Annotated in this window: 12 protein-coding genes; 8 read left to right on the forward strand and 4 right to left on the reverse strand. The window is 36.4% G+C overall.

From position 1 onward, the window contains the following. The first annotated feature begins 1 nt into the window (after window position 1). The 7 genes from NBC122_RS06150 to NBC122_RS06180 all read left to right on the forward strand — a co-directional run bounded on the left by NBC122_RS06150 (window position 2) and on the right by NBC122_RS06180 (window position 9,651). Complete coding sequence (locus NBC122_RS06150; RefSeq protein WP_133439543.1) at window positions 2-2,506, forward strand: zinc-dependent metalloprotease; 2,505 nt, start codon at window positions 2-4, stop codon at window positions 2,504-2,506. Next, complete coding sequence (locus NBC122_RS06155) at window positions 2,506-2,982, forward strand: DUF6452 family protein (protein ID WP_133439544.1); 477 nt, start codon at window positions 2,506-2,508, stop codon at window positions 2,980-2,982. Before NBC122_RS06150 ends, NBC122_RS06155 begins: the two co-directional genes overlap by 1 nt. Next, window positions 2,948-3,607, forward strand: a complete 660-nt coding sequence (locus NBC122_RS06160) for a DUF6048 family protein (protein ID WP_133439545.1) — start codon at window positions 2,948-2,950, stop codon at window positions 3,605-3,607. Before NBC122_RS06155 ends, NBC122_RS06160 begins: the two co-directional genes overlap by 35 nt. A gap of 252 nt (window positions 3,608-3,859) precedes the next feature. Beyond that, a complete protein-coding gene (locus tag NBC122_RS06165; protein ID WP_133439546.1) occupies window positions 3,860-6,775 on the forward strand; it encodes a reprolysin-like metallopeptidase in 2,916 nt (971 codons plus the stop codon). 254 nt (window positions 6,776-7,029) lie between these two features. Further along, window positions 7,030-7,746 carry a hypothetical protein gene (locus NBC122_RS06170; RefSeq protein ID WP_307422798.1) on the forward strand — a complete coding sequence of 239 codons (717 nt, stop codon included), beginning with the start codon at window positions 7,030-7,032 and terminating at the stop codon, window positions 7,744-7,746. 519 nt (window positions 7,747-8,265) lie between these two features. Continuing rightward, window positions 8,266-8,943 carry a tRNA (guanosine(46)-N7)-methyltransferase TrmB gene (trmB, locus tag NBC122_RS06175; protein WP_133439548.1) on the forward strand — a complete coding sequence of 226 codons (678 nt, stop codon included), beginning with the start codon at window positions 8,266-8,268 and terminating at the stop codon, window positions 8,941-8,943. Between the two features lie 15 nt (window positions 8,944-8,958). After that, window positions 8,959-9,651: a DUF6759 domain-containing protein gene (locus tag NBC122_RS06180; protein WP_133439549.1), complete on the forward strand. Its 693-nt coding sequence runs from the start codon at window positions 8,959-8,961 to the stop codon at window positions 9,649-9,651. Between the two features lie 90 nt (window positions 9,652-9,741). Here NBC122_RS06180 and rpsB read toward each other — a convergent pair whose 3' ends face one another. The 3 genes from rpsB to rplM form a co-directional block, all read right to left on the reverse strand. Then, on the reverse strand, window positions 9,742-10,512 hold the full coding sequence (gene rpsB / locus NBC122_RS06185) for a 30S ribosomal protein S2 (RefSeq protein WP_133439550.1): 771 nt from the start codon (window positions 10,510-10,512) through the stop codon (window positions 9,742-9,744). A gap of 176 nt (window positions 10,513-10,688) precedes the next feature. Next, window positions 10,689-11,075, reverse strand: coding sequence for a 30S ribosomal protein S9 (gene rpsI, locus NBC122_RS06190; RefSeq protein ID WP_133439551.1), 387 nt, complete (start codon window positions 11,073-11,075; stop codon window positions 10,689-10,691). 5 nt (window positions 11,076-11,080) lie between these two features. Continuing rightward, entirely contained in the window at window positions 11,081-11,536 is a 456-nt protein-coding gene (gene rplM, locus NBC122_RS06195; RefSeq protein WP_034721149.1) for a 50S ribosomal protein L13, read from the reverse strand. Between the two features lie 334 nt (window positions 11,537-11,870). Between rplM and NBC122_RS06200 the strand changes: the two genes are divergently transcribed. After that, window positions 11,871-13,322, forward strand: coding sequence for a fibronectin type III domain-containing protein (locus NBC122_RS06200; protein WP_133439552.1), 1,452 nt, complete (start codon window positions 11,871-11,873; stop codon window positions 13,320-13,322). A gap of 22 nt (window positions 13,323-13,344) precedes the next feature. Here the strand turns inward: NBC122_RS06200 and NBC122_RS06205 are convergent, their stop codons facing one another. Beyond that, window positions 13,345-13,677 (reverse strand): hypothetical protein, encoded by a 333-nt coding sequence (locus NBC122_RS06205; RefSeq protein ID WP_133439553.1) that lies wholly within the window; start codon window positions 13,675-13,677, stop codon window positions 13,345-13,347. Window positions 13,678-13,780 lie beyond the last annotated feature (103 nt).

The raw sequence follows: 13,780 nt of genomic DNA on the forward strand, positions 1-13,780 counted from the left end.
TATGAAAGGATTAAAGAATTTTTTTGTGCTTACTGTATTGGTAGGCTTTGTGAATGCCGCAACAGCGCAGGTTAAAGACACCGTGGTTGTCAAATCAGATTCTTCTGCAACTGCTAAAGCTAAACCTGGTGCAAAAAAACCAGAGAAGATAAAACCATACAAAGAAGTGATTACTGATAAAGCGATCACAGATTTAGGGGTTCTTTCCGTTCATAAAGTTCAGGACAAATTTTACTTTGAAATTCCACAGACGCTTCTGGGTAAAGAATTTTTATTGGTGAGCCGATTAACCAAAGCGGCTGCTGGAATGCGCTCGGGAACGAGTGGTTATGCAGGAGACCAGATTGGGCAGAATGTAATCACTTTTGAAAAAGGGCCGCAGGATAAAATTTTCATCAAATCGATTTCCTTCGTAGATTACGCAAAAGATTCTACCTCTCAAATGTATAATTCTGTAATGCGGAATAATGTGCACGCCATTATTATGTCTTTTGATATTAAGGCATTCGGAGAAGATAAAAAATCATACGTCATCGATGCCACAGATATGCTTGATGCAGACAACGAACTGGTATCCTTTGATGCCACCGTGAAAATGGGTTACAAAGTCGGCGCCTTCCAAAAAGACAAATCTTACATTAATTTTGTTAAATCTTTTCCCAATAATATTGAAATTAATACCACCAAAACTTTTGCTAAAACATTAGGGCGTCTTACAGTTCCACCTGGACAGGAAAAACCCGTAGTCAGCGGAAACTATACGGTAGAAATAAACTCTTCTCTGGTTTTGCTCCCGGAGAATAAAATGCAGGCAAGATACTTTGATCCTCGGGTGGGTTATTTCGCAGTGGGGTATACCGATTTTGATTTAGATCCTCAAGGAGTAAAAAGAGTTTCTTTGATTAAAAGATGGAGACTCGAACCGAAACCTCAAGATTTGGAAAAATATAAAAGAGGCGAGTTGGTAGAGCCCGCAAAACCGATTGTATTTTATATCGATCCGGCAACTCCTAAAAAATGGGTTCCGTATTTAATGGAAGGTGTTAATGATTGGAAGAAGGCCTTTGAAAAAGCAGGATTTAAAAATGCGATTTATGCTAAAGTTCCCAATACTAAAGATGATCCGGAATGGAGTTTAGAAGATGCCAGATTTTCTGCAATTGTTTACAAACCTTCTGATGTTCCCAATGCATCAGGTCCGTCGATTTCAGATCCCAGAACCGGAGAGATTTTAGAAAGCCATATCAATTGGTACCATAACGTAATGCTTTTGCTGCGGAATTGGTATTTTGTGCAGGCATCACCCAATGATCCGCGCGCAAGAAAGATGGATTTCGACGATAAATTAATGGGTCAGCTTATTCGTTTCGTTTCTTCTCATGAAGTGGGTCATACTTTAGGGTTAAGACATAATTTCGGATCCAGTTCAACCGTTCCGGTAGAGAAACTTCGTGATCGGAACTGGCTGGAAAAAAACGGTCATACACCGTCTATTATGGATTATGCCAGATTTAATTATGTTGCACAGCCAGAAGATAAAGTCACCGAAGCTGGCATAATGCCAAGAATTGGTGATTATGATGATTGGGCAATTGAGTGGGGTTACCGCCGGTTTTACCAATATAATTCTCCGGATAAAGAAAAAGAGCACCTTAATAAATGGGTGATTACCAAGTTGAAAAATAACCGTCTTTGGTTTGGTACGGAAAGTAATCCTTACGATCCACGTTCTCAGAGTGAACAGGTGGGTGATGATGCAATGATTGCAAGTGCCTACGGTATTAAAAATTTAAAACGGATTGTAGATAATCTTCAGGACTGGACGAAAAAACCTAATGAAGATTTCAGCAATCTTTCAATAATGTATGATCAGGTGACAGGACAGTTCTCGAGATATCTGGGACATGTGTCCAAATATATTGGCGGACAGTTAGAAACACCGAAAACAATTGAACAAAGTGGTTCTGTTTATGAAGTAGTTTCTAAAGCAGATCAGAAGCGGGCCTTAGAATTTTTAAATCAAAATATTTTTACAACACCGGAATGGCTTTTAAAGAAAGAAGTTTTTCAGAACACAGAGAAGACACCTGTTAATTTGGTGGAAAATCTTCAGACCACCGTTTTAAATAGAATTTTGGCAGACAATGTTCTTCAAATGATAAATCAGAGCCAAACGGAGGATGCAGATGCGTATGCATTGGTTGATTATATGAACGATTTGAAGGAAAATATTTTCACTAATTCAACCGAAGATATTTACCGGCGAAATCTACAACGCAATTACGTGGAGTCACTGATCGGTTTACTAAATGCGAAACCCTCATCGGCAAACAGATTTTCAAGAACTGCGGAAGTTTCTAAAAATTCCGATGTTGCTGCAGTGGTGCGTGGAACTTTAAATAACATTAAGGAAAATATTGCCGTAAAAAAATTGGCTGATCTTGTGAATAAGTATCATTATGAAGATTTGACGTATAGAATACAAAAAGCCCTGGATCCTAAATAATGAAAAAAAAAATCCTTTTCTTGCTGCTCATTTTCTTGTTTCTCTGTTCCTGTGGTTCAGATGATGATATCTGCATCGGTGGTGAAGCAACCCCGCGGATGAAGATTAAATTCAAGACTAAATCCAGCGGAAAAATGAAAACAATGGATTCCCTTTTTATTGCAGTAGATTATGGTACCGGGCCGATTGGGGTTTTTGGCAGTGTCGTAAAAACCGATTCTGTTTTGATTCCTTTGCGGGTAGATGACCAGCCTTTTACAAAGATGTATGTGGGCGCTTCCAGAGCGGCCGTGAATTCTGAAATTAAAATTAATTATACCTCGACTTCCCAATATGTTTCCCCGGCGTGTGGAATAAAAAAATTGTATCAGAATCTAAATTCTGTACTCGAAGTTCCCAATGCAGTTTTGGGAGTTGAACAAAATCAAAACCAAATCATCGATGAAAGCAAAACGCATCTTTACCTTCTTTTTTAGTTTTCTTTTCATGATGACTTTTGCTCAAAAGGAGCAGGATTCGCTTAAAGTAAAATGGAAATACGAACCTAATTTTTTAGCCGGTTTTGATGTTTTGAATGCAGGAGTTGGCGCTTTTTCAGATCGGAAATTATTTCAGGGTTTCGTCTCTTCACATATAAAAGGAAATTGGTACGCCATCGCAGATGCAGGTTTTGAAAAGAATATTTATCAAAAAAACGGATATGATGCTTCGGTCAGTGGGCCTTTTCTAAAATTAGGGACACTTTACATGTTAGCCCACGACCAGGAAAATCCGATGAATGGTTTTTTTGTTGGTGGAAAAGTAGCGGGCTCCTTTTATAATCAGGAATATAAAGCTGTTCCGATCCGTGGATATGGTGGGAGTGATGCGTCTCAGGCATTCCCTGCATCTAATCAAAGTTCTTATTGGATGGAGGCAAATATTGGCGGAAGAGTACAGTTGTTTGATTCCCCTTTTTATATTGAAGCCACTGTTCAGCCCAAATATTTATTGTTCAGTACTAAACAGGATGAAATTAAACCGATGATCGTTCCGGGATTTGGAAAAAGTTCCGCAAAATTTAATATGGGATTTTCCTGGAATATCGCTTATTCTTTTTAATGATATAGCTTATAGTGCGAATGCCGGATGGGTTGTTTTTGAGCTATTATTTCGACAATTATTTCTTAAATGTTTACCCGGAATTTGATCTTTCATAATTTTGTGATATATAATTTATCTATATATTGATTTTTATGTTGGATAAATACGGATTAATTTATTAATTAAAGGGAATGTTATCAATTTTATTTTGATGGCTAATAAAAAAAAATTACTTTTGATTAATGATATTTAATAAAATAAATTAGTCTTATGAAGAAAATTTTTATTTCCTTACTTTGTGGATTGATGGGCACGGCAGCTTTTGCACAATGGAGTCCAACATCAATGCAAGGCGAGAAAATCCGGCTTTCATCCAACGTAAAAAAATACTATTCCTTAGATCTCAAGATGATGAGATCCAAACTTGCCAATGCGCAGGAAACCGGAAAGAGCGCAAAGCCGGTAGAGATTCAACTGCCAACTCTTGATGGCAAAGTTGAAAGATTTGCAGTGTACAGTGCGCCTGTTGTGGTGAAGTCTTTGCAGGATCGTTACCAATTGGGTTCTTATGTAGGCGTTGGGATTGATGACCCTACAGCGTATGTAAGATTCAGTGTGGCACCGAACGATTTCCAGTCGATGATTCTTAGGAATGGAGCTTATGAATTCATAGAGCCACAAAATACAGGTAAAACCGTTTACGGTGTTCACCCGAAAACCAATAAATCGGAAGCCGATAAAGCATTTGTTTGTTCTACAAGCGAAGAGCCTTTAACAAAACAGCAGATCGACAAGCTTTACATGTCTGGAAAAAATTTCACTAATAATCCCAGCGATTTTAGCAAAGCTTCTGACAAAAAGTACAGAACAATGCGCTTGGTAATGACTACTAATGGGGAATATACTACTTATTTTGGTGGTGTGGCCGGAGCTATGGCTGCCATTAATGCAACATTAACCCGTTGCAATGGTGTTTTTGAAAAAGATTTTGGTCTTCATTTAATTCTTCAGGATTTCCCGAGTTTAATTTATACCGATGCATCTACAGATCCATTTACAACAGCGACAGTAAGCAGCGTTCCTTCTGCTTGGAACTTAGAAACTCAAAAAGCAATTACAGCAGTTGCAGGTGAAGCAAATTACGATATCGGCCATATGTTTGGAGCATATGGTGGTGGTGGTAACGCAGGTTGTATCGGCTGTGTTTGTGAGAGTCCATCAGTAAATGGAAGTGGGATTCCTACCGATACGAAAAAAGGTTCAGGTATTACATCTCCAGCTGATGGAAAGCCGTTTGGCGATAACTTCGATATCGATTATGTAGCGCACGAAATGGGTCACCAATTAGGCGCAAACCATACTTTCTCTCATAATAGTGAGTTTTCAGGACAAAATGTGGAGCCTGGCTCAGGATCTACAATCATGGGGTATGCAGGAATTACTGGTGCAACTGATATTCAGCGCCATTCTGATCCTTATTTTCACATTAACTCTATTATACAGGTTCAAACTAATTTGAACGATAAAACGTGTGATATCGAAACGGCTGTTACCAATAACCCACCTGTTATTACGCCAATGCCGGATGTAACCATTCCCAAAGGAACAGCTTTTGTATTGACCGCTCAGGCGACTGATCCCGAAAATGATGTTCTGAATTATACTTGGGAACAGGTAGATGATACATTTGAGCCTATTTCTAAATCTAATTTAGGAACAACAAGAAATGGTGCAAGTTTTAGATCAATTATGGGAACTGCTAATCCAACAAGATATTTTCCAAAACTGGAAACCGTAATGACAGGCACTCTAAGTAACCCGAATGGTTGGGAAGCGGTGTCAGCGATAGCAAGAGACTCTAACTTTAAAGTTACAGTTAGAGATAATAATCCCGATGTAACAGAACAGCAAACTCAAACTGCTGCTCAGAAAGTAACGGTAAGTGCTAATGGACCATTTAAAATCACCTCTACAAAAGTTTATAACAATGCTCCAGGTCCATTGAACTGGGATGTAGCAGGAACAAACGCCGCTCCGTTCAATGTGACGAATGTGAAAATTGATTATACAACAGATAATGGCACAACATGGACGGTTTTAACAGAATCTACACCAAACGACGGAACTGAAGACTTTATCTTTGCATCGTTTGCAACAAACACGGCTATGAAAATGAGAATTTCTGCGATCGGAAATGTATTTTATGCAGTTGCTCCGGTGGTAGTATCCGTGACCAGTGCATGTGATAACTCAGCGCCGGCAGGACTTGCAGTTTATGGAATTTCAAATACTGCGGCAAATCTGAGCTGGGATCCAATTAGTAATGCTACCTATAAAGTAAGATATAAAAAAGTATCAGACGGTATGTGGACGGAGGTCGCTTCTTCCAAAAGCAGCTATAGCATTACCGAATTAGCTGAAGGTACTGCTTATGAAGTTCAGGTTGCGGCGGTTTGTACTGGGGTTACAGGTTCATTCTCGACATCTGTTAATTTTACTACGACTGTTGCTACATACTGCACAGCGGGAGCGGGTTCTACTAGTTATGAGAAAATTAGTAATGTAACATTTGCTAACATTAATAAAAGTTCAACAAGTAAAGCGGGATATGAAGATTTTACCTCCGTAGTAGGAAATGTAACCAAAGGAATGACTTATGCATTCAACGCTACGGGTACAGGATCATTTGCCACTGACGAAGTAAAGGTTTGGATCGATTTTAATCAGGACAAAAGCTTTGATGACTCCGAACTTGTTGTGGTTTCAGGAATGAAAAAATCTCCTTGGACTGGGTCTGTAGTTATTCCTCAGAATGCAAAATCAGGTCTTACCAGAATGAGAGTGAGATTACATGATACCAGTGAAGGCAGTAATGGAACTCCTTGCGGTTATTCGGGATATGGACAGGTTGAAGATTATACGTTAGATATTGGCAGTCTTGCAGTAGGTGAAAGTGGTACCAAAGCAAATATACAGCTGTACCCTAATCCTGCAGTTGACGTATTGAATGTTACTAAAGTAGGTAATAAAGCAACTTACACCATTTACAATATGACAGGGCAAACTGTCAGTAAAGGCAAAGTAGTCGATAATAAAGTACAGGTTTCTCAATTGCAGAAAGGAGTATATGTTATCGCGATAGATGACAATGGCGAGGCAGCCCAACTGAAATTTATCAAAAAATAGGACTTTGGTCTTTATCATCCTAATCCCCGGAAAACTTCCGGGGATTTTTTGTTTAAATAAAGTAAACCATTAAAATAAAATCCATTAACATTTATTTGGACCATTTAACCAAACTTTAACCATGTTTTGAAATCCAAATTAGAATTATTAGTAAAAAATTCATTTATTTTGCGCACTGTATGAGGAAAGTTTTTTTACTGCTCACTTTTTTTATTTTAATTAAAGTTCAGTCCCAGTTTTTTTCCGGTGAAATTTTGATTAGAGATAAATCGGTGTATTATCTTAATCAGGTATATGTCACCAATATTACCGCTCAAAAGACGGTTTATACCGATTATTTTGGAACGTTCAAAATCCCTGCAAAACCGGGAGATATAATCCGTTTTACTTCTATAGTGACCGATCGTACTGATGTGAAGGTGACTGCCGAGCAACTCCAGACCGATAAAAATTTTGTAGAACTAAAAATCGCCTACTATGACATACAGGAAGTGGTGATTAATAAATTTAAGCCTACCGGAAATCTTAAAAAGGATGTGAGTTCCCTGAAAAATGGAGATAAAACATGGGAACTGCAAAAGATGATTGGCCTTCCGGCACCCGTTGGAGATGGAACTTCCCCTCAGTTACCCGTAGCAGGATTCAGCGGAGGCGGACTTACATTTAGTTTAGAAAGTATTTATGACATTTTATCGGGCGAGCGTAAAAAACAGGAGCGGGCTCAACAATATGAAAAAATGAATGTCGCAGTTACCAATATCAGAAACTATTATGGTGAAGCATACTTTACCAACCTTAAAATACCCGTAAATCTCATCGACAACTTCCTGCAGTTTGTCTATTCTTCAGACAACCTTTATCCTTTTGTAAAGGCTAATAATTATGAAGCAGTCGCGATTTATATCGACAAATATCTGCCTATTTATCAAAGAAGATTAAAAAACTCGCAGTTGATGAACGAGTTTAGGTAAATTACAGTCGTCATTATTGACTTTGCTTATTATTTTTTATCCTTGGAGATATCCTTGCTTTAAAGACAATAATCTGGTTACGGGTTGATACAATAAATACTTCCGTTTATCATTGGCTGAAGCCACCCTTTTTTACTTTTCATTTTCCACTTCTGCTTTTATCAAAATGTTGATGAACACATCTTCTGCGCAAATGAAATAAGACTGTTCCGCAAAGAAAGTATTGTGTTGAGAATACATCTCAGACTGTAATTTAATTGTAAGAATTGAAGGAGTGGGAAATGCGAACTATAGCCTTGCGGTACCCTTAATATGCAGAAGTTTCCATTGTGGTGACAAAGGGTGGTTATGTGTTTTCGGGGAACGTATGGCGCGCCGGATCTTCTTCATAGAAGAACATACAAAAATCAATTGTGGTTTCTCTAAATAATCCCGGTAAATAAATCATGATTTCTTTTTAAACTTTTAAAGCAGTAAGAAATTATTTTTAAGTAATTTTGAACGATTTTTGAAAAAAATATGGGTAAAAATAAAATGGCAAGATTTGCCGAAAACAAGACGCTTCCGAATGTATTTCAACCAACCAGAGCTGAGGCTTTAGCTGATTTTCATCTCAAAGGTAAATGGCGACAGGAGGTATTTAAAAATGACAATCCTATCGTCTTAGAATTGGGATGTGGCAAAGGTGAGTATTCGGTAGGCTTGGGAAGAGCCTTCCCGGAAAAAAACTTTATAGGAGTCGATATCAAAGGAGCCAGATTTTGGTTTGGTGCAAAAGATGCCATCGATAATAATTTGAACAATGTTGCGTTTCTAAGAACGCAGATTGAGTTAATTGATCATTTTTTCGATGAAGGTGAAGTTGACGAAATCTGGATAACCTTCCCAGATCCGCAAATAAAATACCGGCGGACCAAACATAGAATGACCCATCCGGATTTCCTGGAACGGTATAAGAAAATTTTAAAGAAAGATGGAATCATGCATCTTAAAACAGATTCAGAGTTTTTGCACGGATATACACTGGGACTGCTTCAGGGGTTAGGTCATGAAATTATGTTTGCTAACCACGACATTTATGGTGCTCCGGAGTTTGATCCCGAGACCCCTTTATTACGGGAAATAAAAACCTATTATGAAGGATTGTTTTCTGCCAAAGGGAAAACCATCACTTATATTAAATTTAAAATTAAATAACCGCTCATTACATTAATGAAGAAAATATTTTTCACACTTTCGATAGTAAGTTGTATTGCAATTTCTGCTCAGAAAAAATATAATAATATCGTCAACAGCAATAGTATTACCGAGATCGAAAACTTTCTGAAGGAGGCTCATCCTGACGATTCACGACGGTTCATGCTGAAACGCAAACTGGTTTCGCTGAAAAATCAGCAATGGATGAAACAGGAGAAATCGAGTTTTTCAGCGGTGCAGTATTCAAAAGCTAAAGCGGCGGACCAGACTGATCCAACAGGAACTTCTGTGAAGAGTACATCTTCAGGTATGAGTAATTACAGGAGTGAGGAAGAAGAATTCCGACAGTTAATTACCGAAACATCAGCAACGCATAAGGAAAAGACAGTGAAATTATTAAATCAAATGTTTGATAATGATATTTCAAATGAGGAGGCAATTCTTTTAATAAAAAATACGGGAGACTGTAATATCATTGTTAGGATTAAAGGAAAGGAATTTTATAATCTTGCAGTTCCTGCACATGGTGAAAATTTTGTGACCGTAAAAAAAGGAGAGTATTCGCTATATGGTAATATGTGCGAAGCACGATATCATTCGAGCAAGAATATCGCTAAGAATATGTTGGTAACACTCAATAAGATACCCAATAAAAGCTATGCGGAAAGAACTGGTATTGGTAACAATGCCACCGGGATTTCCAATTAGAACGAAATTTATACCATAAGGAATCCGGTTATATATAAAAAAAAGGTTCAGAAAAAATTCTGAACCTTTTTTTATTGGGAAGATAAAATCTTATTCTGCAGCAGCGGAATCGAAATCTGCATCAGCATCGGCTGAAACTTTCTCTCCTTCTTCTTTAGATTTTTCTTTATCTGCTTTTCTTTGAGACAAACCATCTTTGATAGAAGCTGAAACTACGCTCAAAATCATATCGATAGATTTAGATGCATCATCATTTCCAGGAATTACGTATTCCACTTTTCTTGGATCAGAGTTTGTATCTACGATTGCGAAAATTGGAATTCCCAATTTCTTAGCCTCAGTAACAGCGATGTGTTCTTTCATGATATCAACAACAAAAAGTGCTGATGGAAGACGAACCATGTCAGAGATTGAACCTAAGTTTTTCTCCAAGTTTGCTCTTTGACGATCAACTTGTAGTCTTTCTTTTTTAGATAAAGTTTCGAAAGTTCCGTCTTTCTTCATTTTATCAATGTGGTTCATTTTCTTAACCGCTTTACGGATGGTAACAAAATTTGTTAACATTCCTCCTGGCCATCTTTCAGTAATATAAGGCATATTAAGTTCTGCTGCATATTTCGCTACAACTTCTTTTGCTTGCTTTTTTGTAGCAACAAAAAGAACTTTTTTACCTGCAGAAGTGATTTTTTCCAAAGCTGAACAAGCTTCGTCCAATTTCACAGCTGTTTTATGTAAGTCTACGATGTGAATACCGTTTTTCTCCATAAAAATGTATGGAGCCATATTTGGATTCCACTTTCTGGTCATGTGACCAAAGTGTACGCCTGCCTCTAAAAGGTCTTTAACATTTGCTTTTGCCATGTCTCTTTTTTGTTTTTAGTTTACGTGCCGCTTTATGCAATCAACGATTTCTTTGATGGGAGAAATGTTTGGGTGCTAAACTAACGGGGCATTTTTTGATTAGATAATAGATGAATAGATAAAAAACATGAGACAAAAAGTCTCTGGTCTCCAATCTATAAGACTCCAGTCTCGTATTAACGTTTCGAGAATTGGAATTTCTTTCTTGCTTTTTTCTGACCTGGTTTCTTTCTCTCCACCATTCTTGCGTCTCTCGTAAGCAATCCGTGTGGCTTAAGAAGCAAACGGTTTTCTTCGTTGATTTCGCACATCGCTCTAGAAATAGCTAATCTGATAGCTTCAGCCTGACCGGTAATACCTCCACCGAAAACATTCACAGTCACGTCATACTGACCTACTGATTCTGTTAACAAAAATGGCTGATTCACTTTGTAAACTAAAACGTCAGTCCCAAAGTATTCCTTAGAATCCTTTTTGTTTATCGTGATCACACCAGAACCTGGTCTCACATAAACTCTTGCAACAGAAGTTTTTCTTCTTCCGATTTTATGAACTATTGACATATTAATTATTTGAATTCGTTAATATTAATTACTTTTGGCTGCTGAGCTTCATGTTTGTGCTCGGTTCCTTCATATAAATAAAGGTTTTTGAACAATTGATTCCCTAATTTAGTTTTTGGAATCATTCCTTTTACAGATTTTTCCAATACTTTCAAAGAATCTTTCTTTTGAAGTTCGAGCGCAGTCATTGACTTTTGACCACCTGGATAACCAGTATGCCAAATGTAAGTTTTGTCAGCCCACTTGTTTCCGGAAAGGGTAATCTTTCCAGCATTCAAAACGATTACATTGTCTCCGCAATCTGCGTGAGGTGTAAAATTCGTTTTGTGCTTACCTCTCAAAATCTTTGCAACCTTAGAAGCTAATCTTCCTAACGGCTGTCCTTCAGCGTCTACCACAACCCATTCTTTATTTGCAGTAGCTTTGTTAGCTGAGACGGTTTTGTAACTTAATGTATTCACACTTTTTTCGTTTACGATTAAACATAATTTTCCCCAATACGGGTGTGCAAAGGTATAAATTTTTTTTTCTATCTCGAAATATTTGTGAAAATTTATTCCAAACATTTGAAATTGAAAATAATAGGACATTTTATTTTCATTAATATCAAAAGAAATACTGGCTCAAAAGTTCCTAATTTCTCAAAGATTTTCTTTTTCTAAAGTTTGGAAATAAATAATAAGCGATAAAAATTATTGCGAAATTTTTCACAGAAAGCCTTCTTAGCTTTAAGTCCTTTGGTTTTTATATGAATTTTATTATAAAATCTATATATTTATATCGTAAAAATATATTATGAAATTTCTTTATCTATTTGTATTGATTTGCTGTGTATTTTCTTGTTCTGAACGAGAAGATGTGCAAACTAAAGAACCGGAAATTAATCAGCCTCCGTCTCAAGTAAATTTTAACATAGATAGTGTTTCACATAATTTCGCATACATCTCGTGGGAACCAGCCGTAGATCCTGAAAATGACGAGGTGAAATACAGTATTGAGTTAAATGGACAGAAATTAATGGAAAATTCTAAAGAAAGAACTTACAGATTTCAGAATTTAGAAGAATTAAAAAGCTATAATGGAAAGATTATAGCAACGGATATTTATAAGCATTCTAGTTCCACGACATTTGCTTTTCAAACTAAAAAATATTATTTAACTTTTCTTAGAAATTATAAATTTCCGGGTCCTGATTTAACTTCTGGAGCTGCAACAAACATTTTAAAATTATCGGATGGAAACTATCTCATGGGAGGCTATGTATATTTCGATCGGGGATATTCGGTTTTTTTAATGAAAACTGATTACGATGGAAATGTAATTTGGAAGAAAAATTATGATATAGACGGTGAAAGTTCACCATCAACTTTCAAAATGAAAGAAAGTAAAGGTGAAATAATTATTGCTGCAAGTTATACTGTTGCAAAACTTGATTTGAACGGAATGTTGAAATGGAAAAACCGAATCAATACTTATGATAATGGTTATGGAAATTCTACGATCAATTCTTTCGCTATAGATTCTCAAGACAATATTTATGTAGTCGGAACATTAGCTGATGATAGTGATGATATAAATGAAAAAGGGCTTATTTCAAAGTTATCAAAAGATGGCAATAAAATATGGGAAAAAGAATACATTTCGCATATGCTTGAAACTGGCGGAAAATCTAGACATCTCAGATTTATGGATGTCGACATTCAAGATGATCAACTTGTGATTTTTGGCGATGTTAGTATTAACAACTCCTTTTCTACACAGCAAGTTTATTATTTATTTAAAACTAATTTAGACGGTAATGCAATTTCTGAGAAAATATTTGCCAACACAGGAGTGTCGTATCAATTAGTTAAAAGAAAAAATGGGAATTATCTCTTAAGTAGCAGCCAAAATATAATGGAAATTGATAAATCTGGTAAAGAGTTGTGGGCAAAGACATTTTATAATCATTTTACGCCTTACGATATGTTTTTCTCTGTGAAGGAAACTCCTTCTGGCAATCTTTTATTTATTGGTAAAGAAGACAAAGGACTTTATAATGGCACCTATTTTCTTACAGATTCTAAAGGAAATATAATTTGGAAAAAATATTTTAAAGACCCGCCTAATTATACCATGGGATTAGACGTTGTTTTGGAAAATGATGGAGGTTTTAGACTTGCATTTCTTTTTGCACGCTATCACAGTTATAAAAAATGGTACGAAGAAGTAATGATTATAAAAACAAATCCTGAAGGTAATTATTAAACGTACTTTTTTAGAGATAAATTTATTTCCTCAAAGATTTCGTTTTCCTAAAACTGGCAAATACGTAATACGCCACAAACACCATTGAAAATTTGATAATTGATGGAACGGCTAATTCTAAATTAAACAGAATTAAACCTATAATTAGTAAAACTACCATCGATATAAAAGAATAGCCTAGTTTCTTCGGAAGAGTGAACTTTTCATCATCTAAAAAATAGGCAGTTCCCCAAGCCAAACCAAAAGCAAACCCATAATACAAATCCAATTCCCAACCCTGACTTCCCAATAAAAAGTAATTCAGTAAAAAACTGAGGCCGGTTCCGGCGAATAAATAGATAATTGCTTTTTGCATTTGAAATTAATTTCTGCAAAACTAACCATTTTTAAAGTTTTAACAATTCTAAAAAAGTGTTTACTCATTCTAATGATATGTTTTAGAGAATATAAGCAGTAAT

This window comes from Chryseobacterium salivictor, from assembly GCF_004359195.1.
Lineage (GTDB): Bacteria > Bacteroidota > Bacteroidia > Flavobacteriales > Weeksellaceae > Kaistella > Kaistella salivictor.

Coding starts and splice junctions, on each gene's coding strand:
- NBC122_RS06200 (WP_133439552.1), top strand. CDS start 11,871: ATGAAATTTCTTTATCTATTTGTATTGATTTGCTGTGTATTTTCTTGT.
- NBC122_RS06165 (WP_133439546.1), top strand. CDS start 3,860: ATGAAGAAAATTTTTATTTCCTTACTTTGTGGATTGATGGGCACGGCA.
- NBC122_RS06160 (WP_133439545.1), top strand. CDS start 2,948: ATGAAAGCAAAACGCATCTTTACCTTCTTTTTTAGTTTTCTTTTCATG.
- NBC122_RS06150 (WP_133439543.1), top strand. CDS start 2: ATGAAAGGATTAAAGAATTTTTTTGTGCTTACTGTATTGGTAGGCTTT.
- NBC122_RS06205 (WP_133439553.1), bottom strand. CDS start 13,677: ATGCAAAAAGCAATTATCTATTTATTCGCCGGAACCGGCCTCAGTTTT.
- NBC122_RS06180 (WP_133439549.1), top strand. CDS start 8,959: ATGAAGAAAATATTTTTCACACTTTCGATAGTAAGTTGTATTGCAATT.
- rpsI (WP_133439551.1), bottom strand. CDS start 11,075: ATGTCAATAGTTCATAAAATCGGAAGAAGAAAAACTTCTGTTGCAAGA.
- rpsB (WP_133439550.1), bottom strand. CDS start 10,512: ATGGCAAAAGCAAATGTTAAAGACCTTTTAGAGGCAGGCGTACACTTT.
- NBC122_RS06155 (WP_133439544.1), top strand. CDS start 2,506: ATGAAAAAAAAAATCCTTTTCTTGCTGCTCATTTTCTTGTTTCTCTGT.
- trmB (WP_133439548.1), top strand. CDS start 8,266: ATGGGTAAAAATAAAATGGCAAGATTTGCCGAAAACAAGACGCTTCCG.